The sequence below is a fragment of the Aeromonas veronii genome (genome assembly GCA_041319085.1).
In the GTDB taxonomy this organism is placed as follows: Bacteria; Pseudomonadota; Gammaproteobacteria; order Enterobacterales; family Aeromonadaceae; genus Aeromonas; species Aeromonas veronii_F.
Map to the genome: position 1 here is coordinate 2,437,659 of CP101033.1, position 21,886 is coordinate 2,459,544.

14 protein-coding genes are annotated in these 21,886 nt (G+C 55.0%); 2 read left to right on the forward strand and 12 right to left on the reverse strand.

The features are described from left to right. Nucleotides 1–36: 36 nt before the first annotated feature. The 3 genes from hrpA to NMD14_11625 form a co-directional block, all read right to left on the reverse strand. Entirely contained in the window at nucleotides 37–3,936 is a 3,900-nt protein-coding gene (hrpA, locus tag NMD14_11615) for an ATP-dependent RNA helicase HrpA (protein ID XEI31439.1), read from the reverse strand. A gap of 243 nt (nucleotides 3,937–4,179) precedes the next feature. Then, nucleotides 4,180–4,602, reverse strand: a complete 423-nt coding sequence (locus NMD14_11620; GenBank protein ID XEI31440.1) for a CBS domain-containing protein — start codon at nucleotides 4,600–4,602, stop codon at nucleotides 4,180–4,182. A 374-nt stretch (nucleotides 4,603–4,976) separates the two neighbouring features. After that, the gene (locus tag NMD14_11625; GenBank protein XEI31441.1) at nucleotides 4,977–5,612 is read right to left on the reverse strand and encodes an NADPH-dependent F420 reductase; all 636 of its coding nucleotides are present in this window, start codon (nucleotides 5,610–5,612) and stop codon (nucleotides 4,977–4,979) included. Nucleotides 5,613–5,766: 154 nt separating this feature from the next. Between NMD14_11625 and NMD14_11630 the strand changes: the two genes are divergently transcribed. Next, entirely contained in the window at nucleotides 5,767–6,648 is an 882-nt protein-coding gene (locus NMD14_11630; protein XEI31442.1) for a LysR family transcriptional regulator, read from the forward strand. A gap of 429 nt (nucleotides 6,649–7,077) precedes the next feature. Then, on the forward strand, nucleotides 7,078–8,220 hold the full coding sequence (locus NMD14_11635; GenBank protein XEI31443.1) for an IS4 family transposase: 1,143 nt from the start codon (nucleotides 7,078–7,080) through the stop codon (nucleotides 8,218–8,220). Nucleotides 8,221–8,333: 113 nt separating this feature from the next. Here the strand turns inward: NMD14_11635 and NMD14_11640 are convergent, their stop codons facing one another. The 9 genes from NMD14_11640 to NMD14_11680 form a co-directional block, all read right to left on the reverse strand. Beyond that, nucleotides 8,334–9,425, reverse strand: coding sequence for a succinylglutamate desuccinylase/aspartoacylase family protein (locus NMD14_11640; protein ID XEI31444.1), 1,092 nt, complete (start codon nucleotides 9,423–9,425; stop codon nucleotides 8,334–8,336). Between the two features lie 514 nt (nucleotides 9,426–9,939). Then, nucleotides 9,940–13,143 (reverse strand): DEAD/DEAH box helicase family protein, encoded by a 3,204-nt coding sequence (locus NMD14_11645; GenBank protein ID XEI31445.1) that lies wholly within the window; start codon nucleotides 13,141–13,143, stop codon nucleotides 9,940–9,942. Beyond that, nucleotides 13,140–13,601, reverse strand: coding sequence for a DUF86 domain-containing protein (locus NMD14_11650; GenBank protein ID XEI31446.1), 462 nt, complete (start codon nucleotides 13,599–13,601; stop codon nucleotides 13,140–13,142). Before NMD14_11650 ends, NMD14_11645 begins: the two co-directional genes overlap by 4 nt. A gap of 8 nt (nucleotides 13,602–13,609) precedes the next feature. Next, nucleotides 13,610–14,017 (reverse strand): nucleotidyltransferase domain-containing protein, encoded by a 408-nt coding sequence (locus NMD14_11655; protein ID XEI31447.1) that lies wholly within the window; start codon nucleotides 14,015–14,017, stop codon nucleotides 13,610–13,612. Between the two features lie 170 nt (nucleotides 14,018–14,187). Beyond that, nucleotides 14,188–15,576, reverse strand: coding sequence for a restriction endonuclease subunit S (locus tag NMD14_11660; protein XEI31448.1), 1,389 nt, complete (start codon nucleotides 15,574–15,576; stop codon nucleotides 14,188–14,190). Then, on the reverse strand, nucleotides 15,573–16,466 hold the full coding sequence (locus tag NMD14_11665) for an Abi family protein (GenBank protein XEI31449.1): 894 nt from the start codon (nucleotides 16,464–16,466) through the stop codon (nucleotides 15,573–15,575). Before NMD14_11665 ends, NMD14_11660 begins: the two co-directional genes overlap by 4 nt. Before the next feature lie 268 nt (nucleotides 16,467–16,734). Continuing rightward, nucleotides 16,735–18,696, reverse strand: a complete 1,962-nt coding sequence (locus NMD14_11670) for a type I restriction-modification system subunit M (GenBank protein ID XEI31450.1) — start codon at nucleotides 18,694–18,696, stop codon at nucleotides 16,735–16,737. Nucleotides 18,697–19,173: 477 nt separating this feature from the next. Continuing rightward, nucleotides 19,174–20,217 carry an AraC family transcriptional regulator gene (locus NMD14_11675; protein XEI31451.1) on the reverse strand — a complete coding sequence of 348 codons (1,044 nt, stop codon included), beginning with the start codon at nucleotides 20,215–20,217 and terminating at the stop codon, nucleotides 19,174–19,176. Nucleotides 20,218–20,399: 182 nt separating this feature from the next. Next, complete coding sequence (locus NMD14_11680; GenBank protein XEI31452.1) at nucleotides 20,400–21,869, reverse strand: efflux transporter outer membrane subunit; 1,470 nt, start codon at nucleotides 21,867–21,869, stop codon at nucleotides 20,400–20,402. Between the last annotated feature and the right edge of the window lie 17 nt (nucleotides 21,870–21,886).

A 21,886-nucleotide genomic window follows, 5' to 3' on the forward strand; every position in this document is an offset into this window, starting at 1 on the left:
CGCGCTATCACGCTGTTAAAACAGACAGATAGCAGCTTAGCACTGAGCGATGGCGTTCAGCACCCGTTTATCGGAGACCGGATACGGCGTCCCCAGATTCTGGGCAAAGAACGATACCCGCAGCTCCTCAATCATCCAGCGAATATTGGCCACCTCGGCCGGGATCAGCTGGGATTTGGGGATCTTGGCGAGCAGTGCCTTGTACTCCGACTCCACGCTCTGCACCTTGAGCATGTAGACCCGATCCCGGTTGGGATCGATAGCCAGCTTCTCCAGACGTCGTTCAATGGCGCGCAGATAGCGCAGCAAGTCAGGCAGCCGCTGCCAGCCGGTCTCGGTGACGAAGCCCTTGTGGATCAAATTGCCGAGCTGTAACTGGATATCCGACATGGCAAAGGCGGTATCGAGCTGCATCTTGCCCTTGAGCCGCTTCTTGATCTCATGGGAGAGGGTCAACACGGCTTCCACCTGCTTGGCCACTTCTACCACCGCATCGTTGAGCTCGGCACGGACAAACTCCTTGAGCGCCTCGAAACCGACCTCGTCCCAAGCCATGCCGCCGTGCTGCTCAATGAGCTTGTCGCAGCCGCAGGCGATGCAGTCATCGATAAGCTCGGCCACCTTGCCAAACGGGTTGAAATAGAGCCCCAGCTTGGCCTTGTTGGGCAACTTCTCCTGCAGGTATTTGATGGGGGACGGCACGTTGAGCAGTACCAGCCGGCGCTGACCGGCCCACATCAGCTGCTGCTGTACCACCGGGCTCTCCACCAGCTGGATGGCGACCGAATCCTTCTGATCCACCAACGCCGGATAGGCTTTCACCTCGAAGCCGCCGCGCTTCTGGCTGTACTCCTGCGGTAACTCGCCAAAGCTCCACAGGGTGAGACCGGACTGCTCGATGTCATCGTCTGCCACTTGCGACAGGGTCTCCTGTACCTTGCCACGCAGCGACTCTTTCAATGCCTCCAGATCTTTGCCTTCCGCTACCTTCTTGTGCTTGTCATCGACCACCCGGAAAGTGAGTTTCAGGTGATCGGGTACCGCAGCCCAGTCCCAGGATTCGCGGGGCACGGTGACACCGGTCATACGGCGCAGCTGACGCTCCATCTCGTCCAGCAGCGGCCCCTGCTCGGGGTTGAGGGTGGCGAGCAGCGCATCGGCGTAGTTCGGCGCCGGCACGAAGTTCTTGCGCATCGGCTTGGGCATCGACTTGATGAGGGCCACCAACAGTTCATGACGCAGCCCGGGGATCAGCCACTCGAACCCCTTCACCTCCACCTGATTCAGGAGCGGCAGCGGAATATGCAAGGTCACGCCGTCCGCCGCCTCTCCCGGCTCGAACTGATAGGTCAACTTGAGCTTGAGGCGTCCCTGCTGCCAGAAGTTGGGGTAGTCGAGATCGCTGATGTGGGCCGCATCCCCCTTCATCAGCATCTCTTTCTCGAAGTTGAGCAGCTCGGGATCCCGCTTTTGCGCCTCTTTCCACCACTTGTCGAAGTGACGGGCGGAGATCACCTCCTCCGGCAAACGGGCATCATAGAAGCGGAACAGATCCTCGTCATCCACCAGAATGTCGCGACGACGGGATTTGTGTTCCAGCGCCTCCACCTCGGCCAAGAGCTTGCGATTGTCGCTGAAGAAGCGGTGACGGGTCTCGAAATCCCCCTCCACCAACGCGCGGCGTATAAACAGCTCGCGGCACAGCGCCGGATCGATACGGCTGAAGTTGATGGTGCGCTCATTGACCAGCGTCAGGCCATAAAGCGTTACCTTCTCCTTGGCCATCACGGCGCCATTTTTCTTCGACCAGTGGGGGTCGCTGTGGTGCAGCTTGATGAGGTGGCCCGCCAGCGGCTCCACCCACTCGGGCTCAATCTTGGCGTTGATGCGAGCGTAGAGGCGCGAGGTCTCTACCAATTCTGCGGCCATCACCCACTTGGGCGGCTTCTTGAACAGACCCGATGCCGGGAACAGGTGGAAGCGGCCGTTGCGGGCGCCAAGGAACTCGGGCTTTTCCAGATCCTTGTTGCCGATGTGGCTCAAAAGACCGGTCAGCAACGCGCAGTGCACCGTCTTGAAATCCGCCGGTTCATGGTTGGCTTTAAAACCCAGTTCTTTGACCGTCTGGCGCAGCTGGAAATGGATGTCCTGCCACTCGCGCACCCGCAGGTAGGAGAGAAACTCCTTCTGACACATGCGGCGGAACGGGTTGCTGCCAAGGAGATCCTGCTGATCTTTCAGGTAGTTCCAGAGATTAACGAAGGCGAGGAAATCGGAATCCTTGTCCTCAAAGCGTCGGTGCTGCTCGTCGGCAGCCTGCTTCTTCTCCATGGGCCGCTCGCGGGGATCCTGAATACTGAGGGCCGCGGTGATCACCATCACCTCGTTCAGGCAGCCAGTTTGCGCTGCGCTGATCACCATCTTGGCAAGCCGTGGATCAAGAGGAATGCGCGAGAGCTGGCGACCGGTTTCGGTCAACTGCAGTTTGGGCTCTTGATCCCGGGTGCCGGGCAGCTCTTTGACCGCTTCCAATTCTTTGAGCAAGGTCAGGCCATCCTTGATATGGCGTGACTCCGGCGGCTCGACGAAGGGGAAGGCCTCCATATTGCCAAGGCCGAGCGCCAGCATCTGCAAGATGACCGAGGCCAGGTTGGTGCGCAGGATCTCGGGGTCGGTGAAGGCAGGACGGCCGTTGAAATCCTCCTCGGAGTAGAGACGGATACAGATGCCATCTGCCACCCGGCCGCAGCGCCCTTTACGCTGGTTGGCGCTGGCCTGGGAGACAGGCTCGATAGGCAGGCGCTGCACCTTGGTGCGCCAGGAGTAGCGGCTGATGCGGGCCGTACCCGGATCGATCACGTAACGGATGCCCGGCACCGTCAGCGAGGTCTCCGCCACGTTGGTGGCCAGCACGATGCGCCGTCCGGCGTGTTGCTGGAACACCTTGTTCTGCTCGGCGTTGGAGAGGCGGGCATAGAGCGGCAACACCTCGGTATCGCGCAGGTTGAGTTTGCGCAGGGCGTCGGCGGTATCGCGGATCTCCCGCTCGCCGTTCATGAAGATGAGGATATCCCCCAGCCCTTCGCGAGCCAGCTCCTCCACCGCATCGAAGATCCCCTGCAGTTCGTCGCGCTCTTCAAGACCTTCGCTCTTGTCACTGGTGAGTGGACGGTAGCGCACCTCCACCGGATAAGTGCGGCCGGAGACCTCGATCACCGGCGCCTTGTTGAAATGGCGGGAGAAACGCTGCGGGTCGATAGTGGCCGAGGTGATGATCACCTTGAGATCGGGGCGCTTGGGCAGCAGTTGCTTGAGATAGCCCAGAATGAAGTCGATGTTGAGGCTGCGCTCGTGGGCCTCATCGATGATGATGGTGTCGTACTGGGTGAGCATCCGGTCGTTCTGGATCTCGGCCAGCAGGATACCGTCGGTCATCAGCTTGATGTGGGTCTGCTCGCTCACCTGATCGGTAAAGCGCACCTTATAACCCACGTAGTGGCCAAGCTCGGACTCCATCTCTTCGGCAATACGAGCCGCGACGGTACGAGCCGCCAGACGGCGCGGCTGGGTGTGGCCGATAAAGCCCTTCACCCCGCGCCCCAGCGCCAGACAGATCTTGGGGATCTGGGTGGTTTTGCCCGAACCGGTTTCACCGGCGATGATCACCACCTGATGCTCACTGATCGCCTTGGCGATCTCCGCCTGCTTCTGACTGACTGGCAGGTTGTCCGGATAGGTAACCTTGGGCACACCGGCCAGACGGGACTGGTAACGCGCTTGCGCGGCATCCAGATCGGCGGAAATGGTCTCAAGCACGGCGGCCTGTTTGCCTTCAGGCAGTTTCTTGACCCCGTGCAGACGGCTGGAAAGGCGGCGGGCGTCGAGATTCATGCAGGCAGAGAGACGGCGGCGCAGCGCCTCGATAGAGAGAGACAAGGTACGAATTCCTTAATAGAGAGCCCGGCATGGGGCCATATCGATTAGCTGCGAGCGATCCTAAAGAGCGAGCGGGGACGGTGCAAGCCTTAACGTCGAGCAATAGATAGGAAGGCGGTGAGATGGGCCGATCCTCATACCTGGAAAACCGTTCTTAGTAAGATGGCATAACATGAAAAGTGGGCAGCGCCAGAAATGGCCAAGGCAAGCCGCAGCTTGCCTTGTGAGAGAGGAAAAACAGGGTTAACCGTGGCTGTGATGGACAAAACAGGTGGTGAGCTGGGCGTGAATGGCCTGCATGACATTGTGGCGATTGATGACACCGAGCAGGCGTCCCTCCTCCACTACCGGATAAATCTTCGGCTTTTGCCCCATCATCATCTCGGCCAGGCTCAAAATGCTGGTATCAGGCCCCACCGACAGCACCTCCTTGCGCATCACATCCTTGACCTGCGCCACCTGCTCGCAGTGATAGGCCTCCTTGAGCAGCACGGCAATGCAATCCTGCTCGGAGATCCAGCCGATCAGATGGCCCTTCTCATCCACCACCGGGCCCCCCAGCTGATGGCTGTTCAGAAATTTCTCGACCGCAGATTGCACCATCATGTCGGCTGTGAAGGTGATGGGTCTGCTCTGCATATAATCCTTGGCTTTTAGCGATTCCATATCTGCTCCCCTACGGTAGTTCATCAAACTGGCGTCTTGCGCGCCGGTACCGGCACCATGCACGGCTTGTTCCAAGCATAGCTGGCTCGCGGCAGTATGAGTCAGCGGCCAGCCACGCTCTCAACTGATCGCAGGCTAACGACATGGTGATGGGGATCAAGCCGGGGAGTGGCCCGCTCTGCCATGGATTGGCAAACGACCTTTGTTCGGTCTCGTTGCCCCTGTCTGTCAAGGCTGAAGGAGCACGTCAGCTCTGACATGTTTCATTTGGATGCTTCACCAAACAATATTTATTTAGCATCACTTTAAATCAAAGTAAGAGGGGCCAAGCAGGCGGCCCCTCATTTGGTTTGGCTATACAGAGCTGATCGATATCAGCGTTTTAGTGCAGCCCAGACCATGTTTGGTGAAGCACCATTCACTCGAACCATACGAACCCAAAGCAAAGTCATGTGTTCAAGATGTAGGGCTTGAGGTAATCCACCAACATCCAGAGGTTCCCATTCCAATTGACTGATTAAGCTAGATACTTTTTGTTTGGATGGGGCATCATCACCACAGAACATCATGACTGGTTTAACATTGTAGGTGGGGTAAGAATTATTTTGAAAATTCTCGTAACCATAAATAGTGAAAGCTTTAACAACAAATGAATATGGTGCTAGGCTCTGTACTTCTTCAGCACCAGAGCGAACATTATTTAAACCATGGCTTAAATTTGGCCCAACTGGGTTGGTACAATCTACAATAACTTTTCCCTTAATCTCCTCCGCAACAACGTCTAAAGCAGCTGCATTAGCTTCATAAGGAGTTGCTAGGAAAACTATATCTGCAGTATTCACGGCATTCTTGGGTTCCATCACTTTGAATGCTGCATTTAAAGCCAATGCTTTTTTAACACTCTCTGAGCTAGGATTGTTGGTAGCCAAAAGTACTTCATGCCCAACACGTTGTAAATGGTCTGCCAAAGGTGCACCTACATTTCCAAAACCAATAAATGCTATTTTCATATAGTCTCCTGTAGCTGGACTGTACTAAAAAATTCGTCTGGGTGAACTTACCATAAAGAAGATAGCATTCATGATAAATAGTGAAAAGTAAGATTGACTGTTGTAGAATTGCACAACAGTGTTCATTGGTAGATGTTACTGAGCAGGTATATAAATGGAGCTTAGAGAACTGAAAGCATTGGTTTCCGTGGTTCAAACTGGTAGTTTTACCTTGGCTGCGCAACGTTTGAACACTGATAAAGCCTATGTCAGTCGGCTTATCTCTAGCCTTGAGAGGAAACTAGGTATTCAGCTCTTGCAACGTAATACTCGCACTCTATCAGTCACTGAGATCGGGACTGCTGTATATGAGCGTGCAGTAAATATATTGCAGATGGCAGAAGATACTGAACAACTTACTCAGAGTTTTTCTAGTGAACCTAGTGGTCTTTTGCGTTTAACTGCTAGTCCCAGTTTTGGCCGCCTATATGTCAATAATTGGATAAATCAGTATCTCGCTAAATATCATAAAGTAAGTATCGAAGCTGATTATACAGGGCGTAATGTTGATCTTGTACATGAGGGTTTTGATCTTGCTATTCGCATCGGTAATTTACAAGACTCTAACCTTGTTGCTAGGTCACTTGGCGAGATTAAATATGGTCTCTTTGCGAGTCCTGCTTACTTAGAGCGTTATGGTTTTCCTCAAACACCCGATGTGCTTTCTCAACATTCGCGTTTGCACATGAGCGGCAGCACCGTTGGGGATGATTGGCTACTTTATAATGAGGATAATGAATTTCGAGTTAAAGGGGCAAGTCGCCTTAAACTCAATGACTCGTATGGTTTATGCGATGCTGCAATAAATGGCCTTGGTATTGCTAGGTTACCTTTATTATTTGCGGAAACTATAGTGGCGAAGGGGAAATTAATATCGGTTTTACCACAATGGACACATATTAGCGCCCCGATCCATGCAATCTTTCCAAAAAGTCGTTACGCATCCCCAAAGGTCCGTAGTTTTGTTGATTTTATATTGGAGCAGCGTGAGTTATAGAAACCTGCATGCTCTATATAAAAGTCATATCAAGACGGTTTCAATATAAAATATTTACGTTTTAACGTATTAACAACCGGACCTTCCGTCTCTGCTGCCGGATAAAAGAGAGCAATCAAATGCGGCAGCGGCAGAGGGGCCCGAAGGCCCCCATTCGTCACACAGTGTAGTTTTCTCCTGGCTTCGGCTGATCCAGCTTCACCACTTTGCGAACGGTCGGGGTGACTGACCGTTTGCCCAGCAGAAGTAAACCACGCATCTGGTATTACCGGAAAGCCACCACCCCCCCCTGTGGTCGCCGTAAGAGATCAAAAAATCCCTGCATACCCGAGACAAGCCTTAGCCATCCCCTCATATGAGCGAGGCGTGACGCGGCTTTCGGGGTATGATCGCCGGTATTGACCGACAAATACCGAGCGACAGCCCGCCATGTTCAATCACGAGATGATCCTTAACCACATCGATGACATATTCGGCCACGACATGCATGCCAAGCGTGCCTTGTCGCTCGCCAATGCCACTCTTGGCGTTATCGAGTCAGGAGCATTAGCCATTCATGCCATCGGCAATGGCCTCTCGCTGGCCAACGGGCTGGAGCGAAAGCATGCCGTCAAACAGGTCGACCGCCTGCTCACCAACACCAAGCTCAATGTCTGGAACCTGTTTGATGACTGGGTGCCCTATGTGGTGGCCGAGCGCACCGAAATCGTCGTTTCAATGGACTGGACCGAATTTGATGCGGATGACCACAGTACCCTGGTTATCAGCCTGCAAACCAGCCATGGCCGCAACACGCCGCTCTTGTGGAAGACCCACCAGAAATCCCTGCTCAAAGGCCAGCGCAATGCCCATGAGAAAGCGCTGCTGACCAAGCTCAAACAGACCTTGCCGGAAGGGGTATTTGTCACCGTGGTCGCCGACCGGGGCTTTGGCTATAGGGAGCTGTTTGAATGCCTTGAGCAAGAGCTGGACTTTGCGTATGTCATTCGTTTTAAAGGAAATATTCTGGTTGGCTATCCCGATATGGAACAGGTGCCAGCCAGTGACTGGCTGACGCCAACCGGACGGACTCGCACACTCAAAGAGGTGGAGCTCACCGGCCAGCGGCAACGGGTCGAGCGGGTCTATTGCTGTCACAAGAGCGGCATGAAAGAGCCCTGGTTTCTAGCCAGCAATCGGGTCGATTTGAGCGCCGCCAAGGCATTGCAACTCTACGGCCAACGCTGGGGTATCGAGACCAGTTTTCGTGACATCAAGGACTACAAATTCGGCATGGGGATGGGAGAGGTACACATCAAAAATCCGGCCCGCCGCGACCGGCTGTTTCTGTTCAGTGCGCTGGCGATAGTGCTGTTAACCCTGCTGGGCAAGGCGGGTGACAGTGCAGGTCTGGAGCGGACCATCAAGGTCAATACGAGCAAAACGCGGACCTACTCGTTCTTCCGGCAGGGGGTCATTTATTACCAATTACTGCCCAAGATGAAAGAGGACTATGCTCGCTTACTGATGGAAAAGTTCACCTATTACCTGAAGCAGCACCGGTTATATACCCGCACATTTGGAATTATTTGAGTCTTAAAAAATGAGGGGATCAGTAAGGAGACAAGCGGATGGCTCGTGCAGCGGTTGTCAAAACCGTTTGCTCCGCTCCTGTCGGTCTTGAATAACCGCTCCGCTGGAAAATGTTAGCAACCATTTTTGCAAGTGTCAGCGGGGTTTTGCCCCAGTATCCGAACCAGTAACGCCCGGGGTTCACGTACCACATCAGTGCCGACTGCAAGCACCTTACCGTCCATACTTGCTGTATATTCGGCCACTACATCCCCAAAAGCATTACGCTGCACAGCAACCTTCTGGCCCTTCTTCACATCGTCACCCAACTTGACGAGAACGTCTGCAAAGCCACCAGTCGTTGCCCGAATCGAGCTCATTTCATTACCTATGTATGTCTTGTGGCTCTCGGCGGTGGCCCCAAGCTTTCCGTCTATCACCTTGTAGTGGCTCAATACGTTTAGAGCCCCCTGCAAGCCTCGATCGATCATATCCTGCTGATACACCCGTGGCTCGCCTACTTCTGCGGTTATAGCCGGAATGCCATTCTCAACAAACGTAGTTTCCATCGACCCTGCTTCACCGGGATCCTTTTTGATTTGGTCGGCAGGGAACAGCTCCGCAATGGTCTTCACATCCGCATTACGATAGTCGGCATAGATGAAGAGTGGGTATGCTGTCCCTGTAGACTGGGTGTGATAGTCGATAGCCAAATCGACATTTCCTTTGTAGACCTTGTTCCACATCAGCCATGCCTGACGCTCAGGAGCATTACCGGTCTCTTTACCTGGATGGATCCGGTTGTAATCGATCACATCACCGCCGTCGGTCGAAATTGCCCACGTACGCGACACACGCTCTAGACCGGAACGGTTGGGGCCAATAACGCCAATGACAGTCCCTTTCATCTTGGCCGGATCAAGTTGTGCCATCGCCTTTTGTACGATCCGAACACCATTGAGCTCGTCACCATGAACTCCAGCCTGTAGCAATACTTTTTTACCATCGGCAGCCCCTTTGGCCACCATGATCGGCACGTACCAACGTTGGCCGGTCCCGGTCTCAACGCCCTCAAACATAAAGCGGTGCTGGCCTGTAGCCAGATCAGCAACATCGAGTGCTGAAATCACAGGTACGCCTTGGACCTTATCCCCTGTGTACTGGGTGGCGGCATGCGCAACCGAACCAAAAAGTGCTAATCCAACAGCAAACGCAACATAACGCATACAACTCTCCATGATGCTCAATATGATTAGTAAATCTCGACTCGATAAGCTGGCAGGCAGTCCAAGGCAAATCTACATGTCGGGATGACTAAGCTATCAAGGCGATATGTCGAGTATCTACTTTGGGTTAGAAGAAATGTGATGCCAAGACATAGTTTCTGGCATATTGAATACAAATGAATCCACGCTCCCTTGTGCCGATATGCAAGACCACAAAACCAAATCACATCTGCCGTGTTTGATTTCTCTACTTTACCCGCCAGCAAAGGAAAAACGCCCAAACCAAGCAGTTAATCTGTTTAAATTTCAGCTATTTATAGAACTTCCCCTGTATGAAATCTCGTAGAAAAAGTTCTTAAAAATGCCAAAATTTCAGCAGATCGGCAGACCTACTCGGTCTGCCCCAGATCGCTTTCCCGTACAGGTTCCCACTTCCTTTGTCCGGTCTCGTTGTCCTTGCCTGTAAAGGCTGAAGGAGCACGTCAACCCTGACATGCTGCTCCAGCGAGTGTCATCAGACAGACGGACTCTGTGTCCGTAATGACTGATGACCAGCCAGCCCCTCGAGCAACAAGTCCAGCAGCATATTCTGCAATGCCCTGGCCTTATCGGGGTGAGAGAGGTACGTCAGCGACATGCCCTGCTGGGTTTCCATGCGTCCGATGACGGCTTCATCCACTGCATTAGGGAAATCGCCATGCAGAATCGATTCCCGTGGGTTATTGCGGACCTGTTCCATCAGGGGACCGTTTTCACTCAGCTTGGTCACCATCCCCTGCACCCAGTCGAGCTTGTCCCCATCAGTCACTTCCAGGCCAAACAGATCGTTCATCCGAGCCAGCAGCTCGGAGAGGAAATCCTTCTTTTCCTCTTTCGGCTTGGCGCTGCCGAGGGAGGCGATTCCCTCCAGCCCATAACCGGCAGCATTCTCTTTAAGTTGCAGATCCTGGGTCCGCTTGGCCTTGAGGTGGTAGTGGCTCAGCATCACCGAGGAAAGGTCTACTTGCTCTTCATCCAGCACCTCTTCCCGCAGCAGAGGCAGCAGGTGGCGTGCAAAGACACACAGCCGCTCCATGTCGTAATCGTCGAAGGGGGTGATCTGGGAGACAAACTCATAAAACCGCACATAGCCGTTGAGGTTCTTCTTGAACAGCTCCAGCACCGAACGTGCTTCCCCGGCCTCCTTCAGGCGACGTTCGGCATTGACCTGATCGCTACCTGAACCGCCCTGTTCCATCAGCCATTTGAGCTGGGTCCGACACTCCCGAATAGCATCGATGGCCAGCCGGTAACGCTTGGCGAAGCGATCTCTGGCCGGAACGGCGTGCCGCAAGAAGGCATCGGCCCCCCGTTTGGGGTCGAAATAGGCATCGGTAAACGCCACCACCTCGGGCCAGGTGAAGATCCCCTCCCCCTTGAGCTTGTGGAACAGGTCATAGATCAGGTTGGGGTCCGATACCGAGTCAAGCCGGGCGGTTTCGTAATACTTCTGGAACTCTTCCAGTACATCCTGCGGGTCGTTCACGAAGTCGAGTACATAGGTACTCTCCTTGCCCGGATAGGTGCGATTGAGCCGCGAGAGGGTCTGGATGCAGTCCACCCCGGTTAAGCGTTTGTCCACATACATGGCACACAGCTTGGGCTGATCGAACCCAGTCTGGAACTTGTTGGCCACCAGCATCACCTGATAGTCAGCAGTATCGAACGCCTTACGCATGTCCCGACCCTTCAGCTCCGGGTTCATGTTCCGCTCGTTCCACGTCTGCCCCTCGTCCTCGATGTCACCCGAGAAGGCCACCATGGCCCGAATGGCTTGATAACCCTGGTCCTTGACGTATTTATCGAACGCCAGCTTATAGCGGACCGCCTCCATACGGCTGCTGGTTACCACCATCGCCTTGGCTTGTCCACCCAAGAGCTTGCCAACATGCTGGCGGAAGTGCTCGACAATCACCTGCACTTTCTGGCCAATGTTGTGCGGGTGCAGCCGCACCCACTGGGATAGCTTGCGCTTGGCCTTCTTGCTGTCCACTTCTGCATCAGCCGCTTCGCTATCCATCGCCAGCTTGAACGCCAACTGGTAGTTGGTGTAGTTCCGCAACACGTCAAGGATGAACCCCTCCTCGATCGCCTGGCGCATGGTGTAAACGTGGAATGGCTCGGGTTTGTTCTCATCCGAAATGGGCAGATGGGGCTTGGGCGGGCGACCGAACAGCTCCAGCGTCTTGGCCTTCGGGGTAGCAGTGAAGGCGAAGTAGCTGATGTTCTGACTGCCGCCACGGGCAGCCAAGGTCAGGTTCATCACATCCTCGGCCGAGAGCTCTTCCTCATCATTCAGCTGTTCGGCCATCAACACCTCACGCAACTGACGGGCAGTCTTGCCGGTCTGGCTGGAATGAGCCTCGTCGGCCACCACCGCAAAGCGGCTGGCCTTCAGGCTGGTACTCTCTTGAATGGCCTTGAGCACATGGGGGAAGGTTTGAATGGTGACGATAATGATCGGCGTGCCCGAGGTTAACGCCTCGGCCAACTGAGCCGATTTGCTGCCATCCCCCTCTTCCCGATTGATGCGGGAGATCACCCCGGATGCATGATCGAACTGAGCGATGGTCTCCTGCAACTGGCTATCGAGCACGGTACGGTCGGTAACGACGATGACGGAATTGAATAGCTTCTCACTCTCTCCGGCATCGGTGTCACGCCGCAGCGATGCGAGCTGATGGGTCAACCAGGCAATAGAGTTCGACTTGCCCGAGCCCGCCGAGTGCTGAATAAGGTACTTCTGGCCGCTCCCTTCTTGGCTCAGGGCGCTAAGCAGCGTCTCAACCACCTTCCACTGGTGATAGCGGGGGAAAATCATCGTCTCTTTCTTCTTGCGGCGGCCCAGTGCGTCCTCATCAAAGGTGACTTGCAGATGCAGATAGCGACCCAGAATATTGAGGAAGGTCTTAGGGGAGAAAATCTCCTGCCACAGGTACTCGCTGGCGAACCCTGTCTCAGGCTGATCGTTCCCTGCCCCGCCCTTGGCGGTGCCCCGGTTGAACGGCAAGAAGAAGGTATCTGCTCCGGCCAGCCGGGTGGTCATCGCCACCTCGAACTGATTGACGGCAAAGTGCACCAAGGCCCCACGGCGAAAGGCCAGCAACGGCTCACGCTTGCCCGCCGTTAGCAGTGGCCGGTCAACGCGGTACTGCTGCTTGGCGTTCTCCAAGCTCTGTTTGAAGCAAGACTTGAGCTCTAAGGTCGCCACCGGGATGCCGTTGAGAAACAGAGTGAGATCGAGTCGCCCATCATAGCCGTGAGGGCTGTAAACCAGCTCTGGTACCACCCGCAGTCGGTTCTTGGCATACCGCTCAACCAGCTCTGGGTTAAGGTCATGGTCGGGCTTGAAGGTGGCCACTGCCAGCCGGTGTCCTCGGTCCTCTACTTGATGACGGAGTAACCACAAAGTACCTCGCTCATCGCTCTCAAGGGATCGAGCCACGGCGTTGAGCAGATGACGCTCCGGCTCCTCACCGTAGGTCTTGCAGTATTTCTGCCACCCCTCTGGCTGGCTCTCCTGCACATAGGCGATCAAATCTTCGGGGTAGAGAGCTCGCTCTTTGTCATAGTGTGCCGACTCACCGACCAACCAACCTGATGCGGCCAGTTGCTCGATGATATGGTCCTGGAAGGCTTTTTCCCGTGCCCTATTTTCCAAACTGAGGTCCAGGCTCATGGCTGGTCACCTTGCTGCGGCTCTTTTTGCAAGGAAAGTTGCAAAGAAAGCCACACCAGCCCCTGTTCGGCAAAGGTAAAGAGCTGGTCGCTATAACCTTGGCCAATCACACTACGGATGATCTCGGGGTCGATATTGAGGTAATCGTGCACCAGGGCATTACGCAGTCCGATGATCTTGCGCCAGCCGCTTAACCCCTCGGCAGGCTGGGCCCCTCGCTGGGCCAGGATCTCGAATGCCTGATAGGCATCCTGCGGACTGTGGCCTGCCAGTGCCTTGGCCCAATGTTTCGCTACTCCGATACAGGCTTCGATGGACACTTGCAGGGTGCGTTCGGCGGCCCGATATTCCAGATTGGAGAGGGCCCGCTCGGCGAGCAGGGTTCGGATTTCCAGCAGTTCGGCCTGATAGCGGCCAAGACTCAGGCGAAGGGCGGTGATATAGGCGTTATCGGCCATGAGAAACGTCACTCCTGGTATGAAGAATGAGTGGGGGAACGGAAATTGATTTCCATCTGCGACATGATACGGGCTTCTTCACGCAGACGGCGACCCTGGTCGCGGCAAAACAGTATCCGATTGGCATCAACAATGGCAAAGGCAAGCGGAATGGGGGCCTGATTGATATCGACCACCGACAACTGCCCCTCGGCCAGCCCCAAGGCTCGCTGCCAGTCGAGGGCCAGCAACTCGGGCCGCAACCGGTTATCCAGAGAGTCAACCAATTTGACGGGGTCGAAGGCTACCGCCAGATCCCAATCGCTATGGGGCCCAGCGTTCCCCTTGGCGTGGGAACCATAGAGCCACAACACCATCACCTCGGGGTGAGCGGCAGCGAGGGTGGCTAACTGTGCGGTGAGGGTAGGCAGAGTCATACCATTCACTCCTGTGCGAGAAAACGAGAAGGTCTGATGACGCGAATGTCCGATGACGCGATCGTTCGATTACGCTTCGCTAATCGAACCTACGGGCTTTTCCACCATGGCAGCCTTGCCTTCCAGTTCGCTCACCTCGTGCTGACCATAACGGAACAATTTGATATCGCTCATGCGGCAACCTCGTCGGCGGGTGGCGTCCATCCCCGCAGATCAATCTTGCCGGTCACGGCGGCAGAGATAAGGGCGCTACGACGTTCTACAAGCAGAGCAATTGCTTCCGTGCATTTTTGAATACAAAGGTCCGTATATTCACTAAGCAAGTTAAGCTCTTTTGCAATTGCTTTTTGCTCATCAATTGGAGGAACAGGTATTATTTGTTCCCCTAACATAGTTCGACTAATTCTGAGACGGAATCCACCACCGACCCTACATATATCTTGTATCCACTCTAACCACCCTACAGAATTCGTTAAATAAACTAAAAACTCTGCATCAAAATCATCAGAAGGTTTTAAAATTGCGTTGTCCACAGATGTAATCATCTTTACATCTAAGTGTGGAGCGAGACAAGATCTACCGACTGGCCCATCTAAACGACAAATGAGTACATCATTAGGCTTAACCTCTGTACACTTAAGCGTTTTAAAACTATGCTCTGAAATATATCTAAACCCTTGTTCTTTAAAATGACCGATACCTATATTTCCTGTTTGTAACAGTCGAACACCTTCGTCAGATATATATGGAGTTTCAATCCAATCACCATCCGTAAAGCTCTTTTTGAAACTTGAAGCAGCATACTTCAATGCATGCGTAACCCAATGTTCCGGAACTTGACCAAGCCACTCGACGCAGGAGTCTTTCATGGGGGCATTGGGATTGAGACCCTTGGTCACGGCGTGGGAGATCACCGCCTGCCGTTTCTCTTTGAGCAGTTCGATCAGCCGCTGCTGCTGGGTAATCAGCCGGTCTATCCGAGCTGTTTCGTAGTCGAGGAAGGCGGCGATAGTCTGCTGCTCCTCCCATGAAGGAACCGCGATTTTTATATCTATAAGCTCAGAGGAATTTATAGCTGGATAACTAACACCTGTTGAACGAGCAACAACGGAATCAATAAAATGTCTAGCCCGCAATGCATATTGCGCAAAACCGCTCAACAGACATTTTGGCCTTAACACAGCAAAACCTGTGGAAGCGATCTTCCCATCGAATTCCAATGATATTGGTGCAATGGCTTCAAGATATGTTCGAACGGTTGATACGATAATATCGCCTTGTCTGACAACTCTCCTAGCCCGTGAAGGTGCTCCAGAAAACCTCATGTTTTCCGTTCTTGTAATACCTTCACTAGACGAAACACCGCCGATATCAATGTAACCAAACTCCATGTCAGGGTCAGTTGATTCACTAAGCACTTCATCATTACAGCTAACGATGTATTTCAGAGCCTTGGTTTCCCATGATGACGGACATAGTTGAAGCCACTCCACCCCCGAATCTTTATATTCCGGATAGGGTTGATATTGACCTGTGGTTTTCGGTTCGGCAGCTATCATTTCTGCTCTCCTTGTTGTTGGGCCTGTTGCCAGAAGGGATCTTGCTGCCAGCTCACTGGCATCCCCATATGGGCCAGGGATATATGGGGATATTTGGCTAGCAGTGTGACCAAGCGGGATGACCAGGCACTGTCCGGGCTGACACGCGTCAACAGGCTCTCGATGATCACCAGCAAGAAATAGAGACGTTTGCGAGCATTGAGCTGTTGTCTGGCGTTGACCGGCAACCGCTCTGATACGATGGCCAGTCGTTCGGAGCCCTTTTTCGGCCATAAGGGGGCCGTACCGAGCTCACGATTCCAGACACGGCTATGGTGAGCACTCCAGTTACGCAAATCTGAGAGCGAGCGAAACCAGGACGTCAACACGACATGGGGCCAGCCAAAGTGGCCGGCAATCTCTTTTTGCACCTCGGGTGATCTCAAATTGGCAAAAAAGCTGGAGATTTGAGCAAAGGTCAACAGTTCCATCGCCATCCAGACCGGTGGCTCTTCAGATGCGTCTGGATATCGTTGCCGATAGTGCGCCATAAAATGCTCCATCTTATGGCCCTGGGCTTTCTTCCGTAGCTCCGCCAGCAACCAACCGTGATCATAACGGCTGTCAAACAGTGCAGGATCCAGGTAACAGAATGGATCCTTGTAATGGGTTGCCAGCACCTCTGTTAACCGGGCTCGCAGTGCGACCTCCAACCGCTCAATGGCATCGAGCAGCAATAGGCGTAACTCCCTGTCAAACACATAGAGCTCAAGCACCTGCTCAAAACGAGTGCCATCAATAAAGTGGTGCTCATCTTGATCCGGAATGTAAAAAGGCCGGGTGTAGGCGCTGAGACGAAAGTAACTGATATTGGCGAGATAATGACGAGCCCTGGCATCGTCATCAATCAAGAGGCCACGTTCGGCAAGCAGGGCCAGCTGTTCATCCAGCGACAGAGGGGGTTTAAGGTAGCTGTTCACTGAAATCCTCCGTTCATTGCAACGCAGTGGATTTCGAGCATAAAAAACCCGCCAGAGTGTGCATCGTAGAGAGGCATGGCGGGTGTGTTACCCGCAATATTAGGTATCGGACGTCCGATAGTCAATCTCTTTGCGTCATATTGCGTGCTATTGCGTCCAACCCCGTCGGCGATTCCTGAATAGCCAGTATGCATTGGCATCATGAATGCACCTGTGCCAGCAGTTGCATGATCTCCTTGGCGACCGCATCGAGATCGGCATCAATAGCTGCCAGCTCGCGGGGAGGCTGATACTGGTAGAAGTGGCGGTTAAAGGGGATCTCGTATCCCACGATGCCTACCTGACCATCGAGCGGGTCGGTCTTACTCAAGTCAATCCAGGCATCCGGTACATGGGGCAACACCTCACGCTTGAGATACTCATGAATGTCTTCCCCGAACGGCACGTTTTCGTTATCCCGCAGATCCGAGTTGGCTTCCGGCTCGCCTTTGCTTTTACACACGTCGGCGGCGTCATCCTGCTCAGCCAGATGGTTCACCAGCAGTTTAAAGGCCGGGGCAGGCAGCTTGACCTCACCCAGCAACTTGGTCAGCTGCTTTTTGAATTTGTCGCGAGAGAGCAACTTGACCTCAGCGAACTGGCCCAAGGCAGTCATGATGGCGGATTGCAAAGTGCCATCGAGCTTAGTCCACCCCTTATCGGCAGTGAGGTTGGCGAGGCGCTCGGCATCCTGCGGGTAGAATGCCAGTTTCAGCGGCCGTTCGATGGTCAGACGACGATAGCCAAAGGCAGTGGTGGGGAAGATCTTGGCGATCGGGCTCGCCTCGAAACGGCTGGCGAGGCGGACGATTTGCTCAATGGCCTCATCGCTCAGTTGTTTACGCTTGCTCCCCAACGACTTACGCATCGGGCTGTGCAGGTCACTGGCGTTGATCAGCAGCACCTTGCCCTTACGCTCCGCCGGTTTGTGGTTCGACAGCACCCAGATATAGGTGGCGATGCCGGTGTTGTAGAACATGTCGGTGGGCAGGGCCACCAGGGTATCGAGCAGGTCGTGCTCGAGGATATAGCGGCGGATCTCGCTCTCGCCGCTGCCTGCCCCACCGGTAAAGAGCGGAGAGCCGTTGAGAATGATGCCGATCCGGGAACCTTCCGGCTTCATCTTGGCGATCAGATGTTGCAGGAACAACAGCGAGCCGTCAGAGACACGGGGCAGACCCGCCCCGAAGCGGCCACTGTAGCCCTTTTGCAGGTGTTCATCCCGCACTTGCTTCTCGACCTTCTTCCAGTCCACCCCGAATGGCGGGTTGGAGAGGCAGTAATCGAACTTCTCCAGCGGCAACTGGTCGTCAGAGAGGGTGTTGCCGAGCTTGATGTTGCTGATGTCCTGCCCCTTGATCAGCATGTCGGCCTTACAGATGGCAAACGACTCGGGGTTGAGCTCCTGACCAAAGGTGGCCAGCCGGGCGGCGGGGTTGAGCTCGTGCAGGTACTCCATGCCGCAGGAGAGAAAACCACCGGTGCCCGCGGTGGGATCATAGATGGTCCGCACCACTCCTGCCGTCGTCAGGGCCTCGTCATCGGCAGCAAACACCAGAGAGGTAGTCAGCCGCACGATGTCACGGGGGGTGAAGTGCTCACCAGCGGTCTCGTTGGAGCTCTCGGCAAACTTGCGGATCAGCTCCTCAAACACCAGACCCATGTGGTAGTTGTCTACGGTCTCGGGGGAGAGATCGACGTTGGCGAAGTTGCGAACCACTTTGTAGAGCAGGTCGGCATCTTCCAGCAGATCGATGCTGGCAGCGAAATTGAAGTGCTCGAACACCTCGAATGCCTCACGGGAAAAGCCCCGCACATAGGCATCCAGGTTGTCACCAATCTGCTTCTCGCCCAGGTTGTCGAGGGTGAGCTTGGCGGTGTTGTAGAAGCTCTGCCCGGCGGCATTGAGCAGCAGCTTATGGCGGGCCAGCTCGGGCATGGCCTTGGTGCTCTCGGCGCTGGCCAGCACCTTGTCACGGGTCGGGGCCAGCACGCACTCCAGACGACGCAGGACGGTGAACGGCAGAATGATGCGGCCGTACTGGGACTGCTTGAAATCACCTCGCAGGAGGTCAGCCACCGACCAGATAAGATTGGCAAGGGAGGAAATATTGGTTGTCATGGAAACCCCGTGGGACCGCCTAGCGGTCTGAGACAGACGAAATGACGGGGATTCTACCACGGGAAGCCATCCATGGGGGGTGATATAGGTAGCACTTAACCCCCAGGATGGACGTACCTGTTGCATTTTCAATGCGGTTAAGTTTGGGCCTGTGGATGATTGCTTCCACTCCGTGAAAGGATGAGGAAAACAGTGATTCTGTGAGTTTGATCTCATTATCAAGATCTCGAGAAAAAAACCTTGATCATGGATTTTGCGTTGTTCACAACGAAAACGCGAAATGGGGTCTTGGGGATGAAAATTTTTCAATACAGAGAAAGCTCGTCAAAGACGTAGAAACCAATGGCCGCTGTGAATATGATGATCTTGTTAGGGATTTCTGAATAGCTGCGCGGCCAAAGCGACTCATTCGGCCGCTAAGCCGCGATACGAGTGTCTAACCATTACCTGGACTAAAACGCCGGTTCGCTTTAAGCCTCAACTGCATCGCCTTCCTCCAGAACCATGCACTACCGCACCGCTGGCGACTTTGTGCTGCAACTCACGCCACTCACCGGGAGACATCCCCTCCCAGCCGTTGAACGCCCGATAAAACGAGTTGGTATCTTCATAGCCAAGCAGATACGCCGTTTCGTTAAGCTCAATCGTGCTGTGCTGCAAATAGGAGCGGGCCAGCTCGCGGCGGGTCTCCTCCACCAGTTGCTGAAACGTGATGCCCTCATCGGTCAAACGGCGTTGCAGGGTTCGCGAGCTCATCGCCAGCTCTTTGGCCAACGATTGCAGCGTCGGGCGCCGACCGGCGAGGGTGCGTTTCAGCACCTGTTTCACCGTGTATCCGACCCTGGCGTTTTGATCGTGATCCTGCAACTCGGCATCCAGCTGCGGGGCGATCACGGCCAGCAGCTCTTCATTGTGGGTATAAAAGGGAAAATCCAGATCGCTGGTGCGAAACACCAGCGCATTGCGCGACGCCTTAAAGGTGATCGGGCAGCCGAAGTGCCCCTCCAACAACTCACGATGCTCGGGGCCACGCGTCAATTCGATACGCAACGGACGGATATGTCCGTCCGAGCTGTGTCTGGCCATGGCGGTCATCCAAGAGAAGCCGATATCCGTCATAATATGGGGCGGTGGCTCACTGGTTGCCAGATAATGGGAGTCGATGATCACCTCATCGTCGTTGACGTCGACACGGATCTCTTCCGGACACACGACCCGTTTGTAACGGGCTAGGCGCTGCAGTGCATCGCGTAAACAACTGCTGCACACCGCCGCAATCGCCATCGGATGATTGCGCTCGAGTCGCATATCTGCACCCAGCTTCAGACCAAATGCCACATCGCCGCAATGCTCTGTGACCGCCTTCCATAGAGAAAACAACTCTGCTGTGGAGGCATAGATTTTCTCTTGCTGAAAAAACAGCTCCGGCAGTCCGGCTTTGCGCTGCATCATTTCCAACGAGAGGCCCAGCTCAGCGATGCGCAGCATCCACTGTTTGGAAATACGAAAACGATCGATCATTGTGTCGTGCACTCAATCAAAGAAGACTGTGTGACCTTGTCAGGTCGTGGATACAGCTTGGCGGCATTGGTTGGCCAATGCCGCTTTTTAGCAAGAAAATATCTGACATCACACCATGCTGTCATTCACATTCATGCGGTGTGAAGAGCGCCATGTCATCGGCGAACACAAGGCCCCATTGCTCAGGTTTTGTTGGATGCCCCGTCGGCCACGTATTCCGGCCAACCGCCCGCCATGGCGCGATAGAGCGATACCACCGCCAGGGTATATCCGACCCGACTTTGTGCCAGCGCATCCTGATTTTGCAGACGCACGTTTTCGGCATCCAACAACTCCAGCAGATCGATGGCGCCCTGACTGAAGCGCACCTTGGCCGCCTCGGCGGCACGCACGCTGGCGGCAGCTGCCTGCTCCAGATGCTGGCGCTGCTGCTCACTGCGTGACACCTGAACCAGTGCATTCTCGGTCTCTTCCAACGCGGTAAGAACGGTCTTCTCATAGCTGGCCAGATCCCCGGCAGCCTGGGCATTGCTGGCGGCGATGCGGGCGCGAACGCGGCCCACATTCAAAAATGAACCATCCACGCCGAGCGTCAGTGACCGGGTCTCGCTGTCCCGTGCAAACAGGGCGCCAGCATCCAATGCCTGAGTACCAATCAAGCCCCCCAAGGTAAAGCGGGGGAAGAGATCGGCAGTGGCCACACCGATACGCGCCGTCGACGCGGCCAGGCGCTGCTCGGCCGCAGCCACATCCGGACGGCGGCGCAGCAGCTCGCCAGGCGCCTGCATGGGCACATTGGCAGGCAACTGCGCCAGCGCTGCCGGCGCCTCCAGCTCGCTAATTAATGCTTCGGGCACATTACCGGTCAGCACGCCAATGCGGTGAGTGGCCAGAGCAACTTGCGCCTCCAGCGGCGGGATGCTGGCGCGGGTGGTTTCGAGCTGGGCACGGCTTCTATCCACATCAAACGTGCTGGCCATGCCCGCCTCTTGCCGCAATTGCAACAGCGACACGGTTTGCACCTGGTTGGCCGCGTTGTCACGGGCGATACCCAGTTGCTCCTGCCAGCCTCGTAGCTGGAAGTAGGTCTGGGCTAGCTCCTCCACCACCGCCACCTGCATGGCAGCGATATCCTCGGCACTGGCACGGGTGTCGGCGCGCTGCGCCTCCACCGAGCGCCGCACGCGGCCAAACAGATCCAGCTCCCAGCTAAAGCCGACTCTGCCCTGATATTGGTGAGTATCACGATCGGCGGCCGCGACACCGGGCTGCTGACTGGCACTGCTGCGCACATTACTCGCCTGCGCGTTGGCGTCGAGTGTCGGCAACAAGTCGTACTTTGCGCTGCCCAGCAGGGCATTGGCCTGCTGATAATTGGCCAGCGCCAGCTGCACATCGTGGTTCTGCCGTAGCGCCAGCTCGACCAGTTTGGTGAGCTCCGGGTCGTTAAATCCGCGCCAGAACGCCGGCCCCGCATCAGGAGCCGGCTCTTGACGCACGGTGGCATCCAAACGGGCATAGCTGCTCACCGCCGGCAGGGCCGGACGTTCAAAATCCGGTCCGACGCTGCACGCTGATAACAGCGCGGCGAGGCTCACCGTGAGCGCGCTGAGCGCGCTACGGGATGCGTGGGTTTTCGCTTTCACAGTCATAGCAATTCACTCGTCCA

Coding starts and splice junctions, on each gene's coding strand:
- NMD14_11620 (XEI31440.1), bottom strand. CDS start 4,602: ATGGAATCGCTAAAAGCCAAGGATTATATGCAGAGCAGACCCATCACC.
- NMD14_11625 (XEI31441.1), bottom strand. CDS start 5,612: ATGAAAATAGCATTTATTGGTTTTGGAAATGTAGGTGCACCTTTGGCA.
- NMD14_11630 (XEI31442.1), top strand. CDS start 5,767: ATGGAGCTTAGAGAACTGAAAGCATTGGTTTCCGTGGTTCAAACTGGT.
- NMD14_11635 (XEI31443.1), top strand. CDS start 7,078: ATGTTCAATCACGAGATGATCCTTAACCACATCGATGACATATTCGGC.
- NMD14_11640 (XEI31444.1), bottom strand. CDS start 9,425: ATGCGTTATGTTGCGTTTGCTGTTGGATTAGCACTTTTTGGTTCGGTT.
- NMD14_11645 (XEI31445.1), bottom strand. CDS start 13,143: ATGAGCCTGGACCTCAGTTTGGAAAATAGGGCACGGGAAAAAGCCTTC.
- NMD14_11650 (XEI31446.1), bottom strand. CDS start 13,601: ATGGCCGATAACGCCTATATCACCGCCCTTCGCCTGAGTCTTGGCCGC.
- NMD14_11655 (XEI31447.1), bottom strand. CDS start 14,017: ATGACTCTGCCTACCCTCACCGCACAGTTAGCCACCCTCGCTGCCGCT.
- NMD14_11660 (XEI31448.1), bottom strand. CDS start 15,576: ATGATAGCTGCCGAACCGAAAACCACAGGTCAATATCAACCCTATCCG.
- NMD14_11670 (XEI31450.1), bottom strand. CDS start 18,696: ATGACAACCAATATTTCCTCCCTTGCCAATCTTATCTGGTCGGTGGCT.
- NMD14_11675 (XEI31451.1), bottom strand. CDS start 20,217: ATGATCGATCGTTTTCGTATTTCCAAACAGTGGATGCTGCGCATCGCT.
- NMD14_11680 (XEI31452.1), bottom strand. CDS start 21,869: ATGACTGTGAAAGCGAAAACCCACGCATCCCGTAGCGCGCTCAGCGCG.